This is a genomic window from Agromyces salentinus, assembly GCF_009749395.1.
GTDB classification, from domain to species: domain Bacteria; phylum Actinomycetota; class Actinomycetes; order Actinomycetales; family Microbacteriaceae; genus Agromyces; species Agromyces salentinus.
Map to the genome: position 1 here is coordinate 82,647 of NZ_WBIR01000021.1, position 9,468 is coordinate 92,114.

Consider the following 9,468-nt stretch of genomic DNA (forward strand, 5'->3'; position numbering starts at 1 on the left):
CACCAGTGTCACTCATTTGTCGTCCTCATCGCCAGTCATCGCATCCACAACCGCTGCTCCGCCCATCAGGAGCCCTGCCCCGGCGCCACCGATCGCGGTCGCGGTCGCCGCTCGCCTTACCCGATTCGACGGCCCCGGATCTGCGTTCGACGACTCGGTACCCGTCCCTGCCGCCTCTGCGTTCGCAAGCCATTCACTGAGGACATCGCCCCCGCGCTTCAGGCGCATATTCTGCTCGATGAGCGCTCTACGCATCTGATCGGCCGACACGGCTGCTTCCGGCGAGGTGCTGACATCGCTGAGGACATCGCCGAATTCAGCGATCAGCCGATCGTTCCGCGTGCGCCAATCTGCGATCTGCTGCAGTTGGTGCTCGGGTTCGACGGCCGCCTGCGAGATCGATTGCGCGTCGCCATCGGCGCGCATCGCGCTGCCGAGCAGCGACTCGGTCGGCACCAGGTCATCGACTCGCAGGACGTGGATTCCCCATGCGGGCCCCTTGCCGTCGGCCGCATAGTCGTAGACGAGCATGTCGAGGTACCACGAGACGTCCGTGTCGCCGGTCTGCCCGTCGACGAATCGCAGCCCCCCCGCCTCCTTGACGACCGAGAAGATGTGGGCGTTGCCCTTCTTCCACTGTCCGGAAATGTAGCCGCGTGCCCCCACCGGCCAGCTCGTCGTGAGGTTCGTGAGCGCTTCAGTCGCCGTGCTGCCTCCCGTCGGGGCAATGACCTCGAAGTCACGCGTCGTGCCGTCGATCTGCATCCAATCGCGCGCGATGACTCCGGGGTACCGTGCCTCGGGCAACGCCTTGGACTGCCCGGTCACCGGATCCACGTCGACGCCGTACACAGTCGGCGCCGCGATCACGTCGTAGCCACGCAGATGCAGTTCGTGCGCGTTCACCACATGGTGGCAATTGTTCCCGTAGCGTACGGCATCGTAGCCATACCCGTACTTGTTCACGGCCTTCGTCGAATCGTCGAGCGAGTCTCCCACCGGCCGGAGATCGTACGTGTCGTCGAGAAGCGCATTCGAGGCGACGAGCGATTCGGAATCGGTTGCATCAGGTTCGACGGGAGTCTCGTCAGGCGATGCTTCCGAGTCTGCACCTGCACCATGATCGATGCCCTCTCCGGCCGGTGCTCCGCCAGACGCAGCCGGATCCTCGTGACCTGACGTCTCGGGCCGGACCGCCACGTCCGTCTCCGGCTCGACTGCCCTGCTCGAAGTTCCGTCGGGGTCACCCTGCGTCGCCCGCGCCTCCCCGCCCAGTCCGCCTGAGTGGGTCTGCGGCGCGGCCTCGGGCGAGGACGCGCCCGCCCGCGTCGACGGGGCGGTCGTGGGATTCGAACCGCTCGCGTCGGTCGTCGCGGGGCTCGCTGTCGGGGAAGGGACTGAGGAGGTCGGCGCCGGAGAGCCTGGCCCTGCAGCAGGGGCTGGAGTCGCCGGTGCGGCCACCGCCGCTGTTGCGCTCGGCGCCCCCGGAGTCGTGGCACCGGGAGTCGTGGCGCCCGTCGCCGGGCCGGTGATCGGTCGGGCACCCGTCAGCGTCGCCTGCGTCGCGGTCGCGTTCGGGGTCGAGAGGGCATCCGACGCGCCGAGGTGCACGGTCATGTGGATGTGCGCGAGCAGCTTCGGGTCGATCGCGCGGACCGCACCCTGGACATCCGTGAACAGTTCGGTGATCCGCCGACCGCTCCACGCGCCGCCGAGCGAGCTGTTCACCGGGGAGTCGCCCGCGCCGTCGAATCGGTTCGCGCGGCCGCCGGCCGACTGGTCGGGACCGTGCAGCACCGCGGGATTGGTGAACGGCACGCCGAGCTTCTTCAGTGCCTTGATGGCACGGCCCTGCTGGCTCTGGGCGACGCGGTTCTCGCGACGGAAGAACTCGACGTTGTGCCGCCATTCGGCGACCGTGAGCTGGTTCAGCCCCTGCTGCTGCAGGCCGACCTGCCGCTGGAACTCCGCCCAGTCGTGATCGGGGTTCGTCCGGGTGAAGGCGTCGACGTCGATCGGCGTCTTCAGCGCGTAGGTTCCGTCGGTGTTCTTGACGATGGGCGATCGGGGGTCGGCGGCGAGGGCATCGAGCTGGGCACGGATCTCGGGCGTGAGCTGCGGGATGTCGTACCCGTTGTAGGTCGTGCCGGGGCCCGCGGAGCCGTCGGAGGGATGATCGGGGCCGACGGTCGCCTTGCTCTTCCAGCCGCGCTGGGGCTCATCGGCCGCCGCGTCGGAGTCGGTTCCGGTCGTGCTCGGCGACGAGTCGGCGGCGCTTCCCGTCGACGGGTCGACGACGGTCGTCGGAGCGGCCGAGGCCGGTGCCGGCGCGTCGGGCGTCGACGCCGCTGCATCCGGAGTCGCCGGGGTCGCATTGGGCGTCGTGCCGTCGGGGTTCGTGACGAGCTCGGGCTGGATCGAGGCGTCCCAGTTCGTGGCGTCGGGCTCGACCGGCGGCCACGGAGTGCGGGTGCCGGTCTGCGCATCGAGCGCCCACACCGTGTCGCCGTCGAAGTAGGCGTTGAACCAGTGGCCGTCTCCGGTCGACCGGTCGATGCCGACCACGCAGTGCGAGCCTGGTCCCATCGCGGTCAGCGTGGACGCGATCTGGTCGGGGGTCATCGGCGTCTGCGGGTTGCCGGTGCGCGCTTCCATCTGCGCGACGTCGAGCGTGCCGGTGGACGCCTCGACGCTCGAGGAGCCGTTGAGGAAGTCGTTGAGGTTCGACGATGTGTTGCCGCAGTTGGTGGCGTAGCCGTTCGCGGGGTCGGACGGGTCGAAGTTCGGGTTGATCGACTGCAGCGCCGCATCGATCTCCTCGACGCTGCGCGTGGTCGTGTTGTTCGCGGCGAGATCCTTCGCGGGCGGAGTCTGCCCATCGCCGGCGCCCTGGTTGGTGGTGCCGTCGCCCTGACCCGTCGACGTCGAGCCGTTCGTCGGCGCATCGGCGGCGGCCGTCCCGGACGGGCCGGCCGCAGCCGGCGTCGAGCCGTTCGGTGCCGGGGCCGCGGGCGCCGAACCGCCGGGCGTGTGCGATGGGAGGAAGGACGGCTTGAATGCGAGTGCCGCGGCGCCTGCCGCGACGGCGGCGCCGCCGGCCGCCGCAGCGTCCTCGACATCGAGGCCGTCGGTGTCGATGCCGTCGTTCGCATCTGCATCGGATGCCGCAGCCGAACCGGTCTCGTCAGCGGGCGAGCTCGCGTCGGCCTCGGCGTCGCTGACGACAGCGTCGGCGGATGCCGCGATGTCGGCGTCGGAGGGAGCAGTCGAGGTCGCATCGGCCGGGTGACCGGTCGACGGGCTCGCGGTTCCGGCCGCGACCGGGGCCTCAGCCGCGGGACCGTCTGCCGTCGGAGCATCTCCGGCCGGAGCATCCGACTCGGGTGCATCCGGTTGTGCGGGGGCGTGAGCCGCAGGCGCGTCCGCATGCGTCGGGGCATCCGCGTTCGGAGCGTCGGCGCCTGGAGCATCCGCATGCGTCGGGGCATCCGCCGGAGGAGCGTCAGCGGCAGGCGCATCTGCGTGCGTCGGCGCATCAGCGTTCGGGGCGTCCGCCGGAGGAGCATCTGCGGTCGGTGCGTCCGCGTGCGTCGGGGCGTCGGCCGCAGGAGCATCCGAGTGGGTCGGGGCATCCGTCGTCGGGGCATCGGCATGCGTCGGGGCATCCGCCGCAGGGGCATCCGCATGCGTCGGGGCATCCGCCGCAGGGGCATCCGCATGCGTCGGGGCGTCCGTGGCAGGAGCGTCCGCGGCAGGGGCATCCGCATGCGTCGGCGCGTCCGCGGCAGGAGCATCAGCAGCAGGAGCATCAGCGGCAGGAGCATCAGCGGCAGGAGCATCAGCGGCAGGCGCGTCCGCGGTGGACCCGTCACTCAGGTCCACACCACTGGAATCGACCGCACCAGGCAGATCGACCGACCCGCCACCATCACCGGCACCCGCACCATCCGCACCGCCGGCACCAGGAGTCGGCGCATCATTGGACACGTCGACCTGACCACCACCACCGGACGTACTCGACCCACCGCCACCAGCACCCGGCGTCGGCGCATCGTTCGACACGTCGACCTGACCGCCACCACCCGGGGTACCCGCGTTCGCGTTCGTCCCCGTACCCGACGGGATCCCGCTGGTATCGATGTCAGGCCCCGCACCACCAGGACCACCACTACCGGAACCACCCGGCGTGGACGGCGCCTGACCGCCACCAGGACGACCCGCCAACGCACCACCCAGCAGGGCGCCAGCCGCCATCGCCGACAACGGCTGGAACGGCTGACCAGACAGACCCGACTCCGCAAGACCCGACGCGAGCCCATCGACCGCGCCACCACCGGTCTCGACCGCGATATGCGTCACCCGCTGCATCGCACCCGGATTCACACCACCCGTCAACCGGCCACCCGCACCAGAGAACCCGGCACCAGCCGCACCACCGACCGCAGCCGACAACGCCGCGTTCAACACGTTCTGCGGCTGGTAATTCGGATCCAACGCACCACGAACCGAGTTGAACGACACCGTCGTGATCCCACTCGCAAGACCCGCCGACAATGCCTCACGCGCCACCCGGATACCGCCACGGATCGCCATCCGCGCCGCACGCAACGCCATCATGATCAACGTACGCAGCTTCTTGCACAACGCCGCGATCTTGATCGCCCACCGCGTCACCGTCAGCATGATCTTCGCCGCCATCGCCGCAGCACCCGCACCGAACGTGACCGCACCCAGCAGCGCACCGATCCCGATCTCGATCGCGATCTCGACCGCCATCTGCGCGATGAACCAGCCGATCTCCTCCCACGCCTTATCGACCGCATCGATCATGCCCCGCGCGAACCCCGCCATCGAGTCCGCCGAATCAGCAACCTTGCCGAACGAGGACCCCAACGAACGCTGACACGACAACATGCTCGACTTCTGCGGCAACGTCATCGACGACACATTCGTGAACGCCCCATCGATGCTCGACTGCGCACGCGTCATCGCACCCGACAACTCACTCCACGCCGACTCCGCACTGGACAACTTGCCACGATCCGCCGACGGCAGCACCACGCCCAGCATCGCCAGACCATCCTTGAGGAAATCGCCGAACTCACCCAACGGACCCTCAGGACCCTTACCCAACGACGTCGGCACCGACGCCGACGGCGGCACGACAGACGGAGTCTCCTCCGGAATCCGCGACGACGACGCCGGCTTGAACGCCCCCACCAACTGCGCACCGTCATACGCACGACCCGTGTTGCCCAACGCGGCATCCACGATCCGCAACCCGTTCGCCAGACCCAGCGCCGCCTTCATCACATCGACCGCGTACTGGTCGTAGCCCGGCTCACCATCCTGACCCTGCGCGAAGACCTCAGCAGACTCATCATCACCAGCCATGCCACCAGTACCACCCAGCGCAGACTCACACGCCCGCACCGCCTGCGAAACCGACTGCGCAACCGAGAACAACGCCGAACCATCCGCGGCAAGCCGCGCGGCATCCAGCTGAACGTGCGACATGAATCTCCCGAAGTTCTGAGGGTGGTGGCCATCCGACCGTTCCACCGAACCATATTCATTGGCTGTGCACCATGGGGAGGACTCTCCATGGGCCGACCTGAGGCGACCCTTGGAGGGGTCAGGTGGGCCGGATCACTCGAGGAGCGGAAGCGGCCCCACGAACTTTCCCGCGCTGTGCACGTCGACCGGCTGGAGATCCCGTTCGCGCTCGATGTGCGCGACCACACTCGCGAGCAGATCATCGGCTGGCATGCTCGACCCGTGTTCCTCGATCTGTGCGGCGACCTCCTCGAGAAGCACGACCCGGAGCCCTCCGGACTCGGCGCCTCCGGCGGCCCGGAGGAACGACGTCCCGGGCAGGAACACGACCTCCTGTTCGTCCGGGTGGCGGGACAACGCCGTCAATTCCCGGCCGGATCGGCCGAGGATCACGACGACGGAGGAGGCGCGGAAGTTCTCCGTGGCCACGCGGATGGACCTGGAAGTGGCGAGGACGCCTGCCAGCGTCCCTTCCTCGATCACAGGTCCGTTCATCCCGTGGAAGGTGATCCCTGCCGAGGGCGGGAGCTTCTCGGCCGCCGCCAGGAACGCCGCGACTCTCGCGTGGTCCATCATCAGTGCATCCCTTCGTCGTCCGCATGCGGACTCGCGTCACGGCCCCCGGACATCCCGGTCGCCGCGAGCTTCTCCGCGACTCTCAGAATGGTCGCGCGCCCTTCGACATGATCGGCGAGATCGGCCGGAAGAGCGCCACGACCGTGTGCCGCACCGAGCAGGTTCCCGCAGATCGCGCCGGTGGAATCGCTGTCGCCGTCGTGCGATACCGCGAGCACCAACGCGTCGACGACTCGAGCGGGCTCCGGGAAGGCGAGGAACGCGTACACGGCGATCGCGAGCGCCTCCTCGGCCGTCCAGCCGCTTCCGAGCGATTGGACGCGCGCCCGGCTCGGACCTCCCGCGAGGACGAGTTCATACGCGGCGCGCAACGCCTCGATCGTCTCGCCGTCGCCGTCGCCGTCGGCGACGGCGACGGCGAGGAAGTCGATCGTGCGCCGCACTGCGTCGACCGGGAGCGATCCGACCACGAGCAGTCGGACGATCATGGCCATCGCCCCCGCGGCCGTCGAGGCGGTGCGGTGCCCGTGGGTCAGCGCAGCGGCCGATGCCGCAGCATCGAACGCCCGCCGAGGAGACCACCTCGTGATGAGACCGTACGGAGCCGCGCGCATCACCGTGCCGCACCCCTTGCTCCCATTCGATGCGTCGACGACCTGGTCGGCATCCTGCTGCTGCGCGACCGCGCCGATCGAGCCCATCATCGTGGCACCGGGCGCACGCCTGGCGTACAGCCACGGCTCCGCAGCGAGACCCGTGCCGCCGTCGTCCGGCCGGCTGGAGGTCTGCGTCCGGTACCAGTGCCGGTTCGCCGTATGGGAAGCCTGTCGCACGGCGCGCTCGTCGTCGACCTCGAGCGCCGCCAGCTGTTCGGCCGTGAAGAGGGTCAGTTGGGTGTCGTCACTGATCGAGCCGTCGCCGATCGGGAAGCCTCCGGGCGATACGGCGAACTCCACGATCTCGTCGCCCGTGGCGAACTCGATCGGGTATCCCAGAGCATCACCGACGGCACCGCCGAGCAGGCATCCTTCCGTGCGATCGAGGAGGTCCCTCGAGCCCAGCCCGAGTCGGCGGTCGTCCGCCTCGAGCGCTCGGATGCGTTCGAGCAACTCATCGGGGCTCCGTAGACACGCGGCCGCGAGTTCGTAGGCGACCGCCGGATCCGCGGCCCTCGGGCCGAGCCCCCAGGACTGCGCATCGTCGGGAATCACCCAGTACGCGAGGGCGTTCGGGGCTCGACGCAGTGGCAAACGCGGGTACTGCTCATCGACGGCGGAGAATCGGGCGCCCCAGCGGCGACTTCCGAACCGGTACAGCAGCGAGGCCGGTGCGAAGCGATAGGGCGATCTCACGGTCGTCCATTCGGAACCTCCCCGGATCTCGATGAGCTCTGCATCGCGCAGGCCGAATCGCACGAGCATGTCCCGCGCATCATCGACGAGGATGACGATCGACGTGTCCTGCATCTCGATGACCACGCGCGACGCGTCGTGAAGCCGGTCGAGCGCTTCGACCACACCAGCGACGCGCTTGGCGACCACATCGCGCGGCCGCTCCCCCGTGGCATCCATGCCGAGCCATTTCTCGACGTTCGACCGGTACCCCTGCCGATCCTGGAGCTCCTCGGCGAGCCGGTCGAACACGGCCTCGCCATAGCCCGACGGATCGAGTGGCTGCGCTCCGACGGTCATGTCCGCTCGGTCAGGTCGATTTCCCATACTCCGGGCGAGACCTCTTCCTTCCGAACCACGTCGAAGCGCACGCCTCGCTGGAACAGGATCTCATCTTCCTTCTGGAACCGCGAGAACGGGCCGACGTCGACACCTGAGCGACCGGTGATGGTCACCTTGATGCCGCCGTTCGCACCGAAGTTGTCCGCGACCGATGACGAGGTCGACGAACTGATGAACGCCGGATCCGACCACTGCCCGCCCTGCGTGAACTGGTCGAGCAGGCCGGGACGGATCTCCATGCCTCGATAGGTGACACCCGGCACGGGACGGAGGCTCGAGATGGCGGCCGTGGTGGCGTTGAGACGCGTCTCCAGGCCCGGGACATCGCTTGGCGTGCTCAGGTCGCGCAGGTATCCGTTCATCTCGGTGTACGAGTTCGTCGTGTAGTCCCAGATTCCGAGCACATCTTCCGGCTCGAGGGTCGGATAGGCCTCGGAGACCTTCTCCGCCCACTCGTCGAGCCTGCCGGGCGGGATGTCGCCGTGCGGAGTGCGGAACTCGGCATCGATCGCGCTCAGGTCGGGCACCTTCGGCGTCGTGTCAGGCGCGCCCGCACCTGGGGCGCTCAGGTTCGTGTGCGGTGGCGTGTGGACAGGGCCTCCTCCGCCGGGCGCGGTCGCCGCAGGCGTCGGGGTCGAGCCGGGTGTTGCGGGAGCGACGGATGCAGCGGGGGTGGCGGGTGCTGCGGGCGTCGAACCGCCGGGCGTGTGAGTCGGGAGGAAGGACGGCTTGAACGCGAGCGCGGCAGCGCCGGCGACCGCGGCGGCTCCACCGGCGGCTGCGGCGTCCTCGACGTCGAGGCCATCGGTGTCCAGGCCGCCGTTCGTGTCGGGATCGGATGCCGCACCCGAACCGTTCTCGTCAGCGGGCGTGCCCGCGTCGGCCTCGGCGTCGCTGCTGACGGCGTCTGCGGTTGCGGCGATCTCAGCGGCGGAGGGAGCGTCGGCCGGGTGAGCGGCCGCCGGGCTCGCGGCACCGGCCGCAACGGGGGCTTCGGCGGCCGGACCGTCAGCGGTCGGAGCGTCCGCCGCAGGGGCATCCGCAGCGGGCGCATCGGCCGAAGAAGCATCCGCGGCAGGCGCATCGGCCGCAGGCGCATCGGCCGCAGGCGCATCCGCATGCGTCGGAGCGTCAGCGTCCGGCGCGTCAGCGGCAGGCGCATCCGCATGCGTCGGAGCGTCAGCGTCCGGCGCGTCAGCGGCAGGAGCATCCGCATGCGTCGGAGCGTCAGCAGTGGGAGCGTCCGCCGCAGGAGCATCTGCATGCGTGGGAGCATCCGCAGTAGGAGCGTCCGCATGCGTGGGAGCATCCGTTGCGGGAGCATCCGTTGTGGGAGCGTCCGCATGCGTGGGAGCATCCGCCGCAGGCGCGTCAGCCGTCGGGGTATCCGCGGACGGACCATCAGCGTGCGTCGGGGCATCCGTCGTCGGGGCATCCATCGTCGGGGCATCCGTCGTCGGGGCATCCGCAGCAGGTCCGTCACTCAGGTCCACACCACTGGAATCGACCGCACCAGGCAGATCGACCGACCCGCCACCATCACCGGCACCCGCACCATCCGCACCGCCGGCACCAGGAGTCGGCGCATCATTGGACACGTCGA

At 69.4% G+C, this 9,468-nt stretch carries 6 protein-coding genes; 2 read left to right on the forward strand and 4 right to left on the reverse strand.

Going from position 1 to position 9,468, the window contains the following annotated elements; translation table 11 throughout:
- Positions 1 to 12: 12 nt before the first annotated feature.
- Positions 13 to 3,882, reverse strand: coding sequence for a toxin glutamine deamidase domain-containing protein (locus GQQ95_RS17075; protein WP_157428809.1), 3,870 nt, complete (start codon positions 3,880 to 3,882; stop codon positions 13 to 15).
- A 628-nt stretch (positions 3,883 to 4,510) separates the two neighbouring features.
- Between GQQ95_RS17075 and GQQ95_RS17080 the strand changes: the two genes are divergently transcribed.
- Together GQQ95_RS17080 and GQQ95_RS17085 are read left to right on the forward strand one after the other, a co-directional pair.
- Positions 4,511 to 4,903 carry a hypothetical protein gene (locus GQQ95_RS17080; protein ID WP_157428810.1) on the forward strand — a complete coding sequence of 131 codons (393 nt, stop codon included), beginning with the start codon at positions 4,511 to 4,513 and terminating at the stop codon, positions 4,901 to 4,903.
- A 9-nt stretch (positions 4,904 to 4,912) separates the two neighbouring features.
- A complete protein-coding gene (locus GQQ95_RS17085) occupies positions 4,913 to 5,335 on the forward strand; it encodes a hypothetical protein (protein ID WP_157428811.1) in 423 nt (140 codons plus the stop codon).
- Positions 5,336 to 5,649: 314 nt separating this feature from the next.
- On the opposite strand, the gene GQQ95_RS17090 is transcribed toward GQQ95_RS17085, so the two are convergent.
- From GQQ95_RS17090 to GQQ95_RS17100, 3 genes are read right to left on the reverse strand one after another with little or no spacing between them, the layout of a single operon-like run.
- Entirely contained in the window at positions 5,650 to 6,132 is a 483-nt protein-coding gene (locus GQQ95_RS17090; RefSeq protein WP_157428812.1) for a hypothetical protein, read from the reverse strand.
- Positions 6,132 to 7,823, reverse strand: coding sequence for an ADP-ribosylglycohydrolase family protein (locus GQQ95_RS17095; protein ID WP_212275536.1), 1,692 nt, complete (start codon positions 7,821 to 7,823; stop codon positions 6,132 to 6,134). The genes GQQ95_RS17090 and GQQ95_RS17095 overlap by 1 nt, the downstream gene beginning before the upstream one ends.
- Positions 7,820 to 9,358, reverse strand: coding sequence for an ADP-ribosyltransferase (locus GQQ95_RS17100; RefSeq protein WP_157428813.1), 1,539 nt, complete (start codon positions 9,356 to 9,358; stop codon positions 7,820 to 7,822). The genes GQQ95_RS17095 and GQQ95_RS17100 overlap by 4 nt, the downstream gene beginning before the upstream one ends.
- Positions 9,359 to 9,468 lie beyond the last annotated feature (110 nt).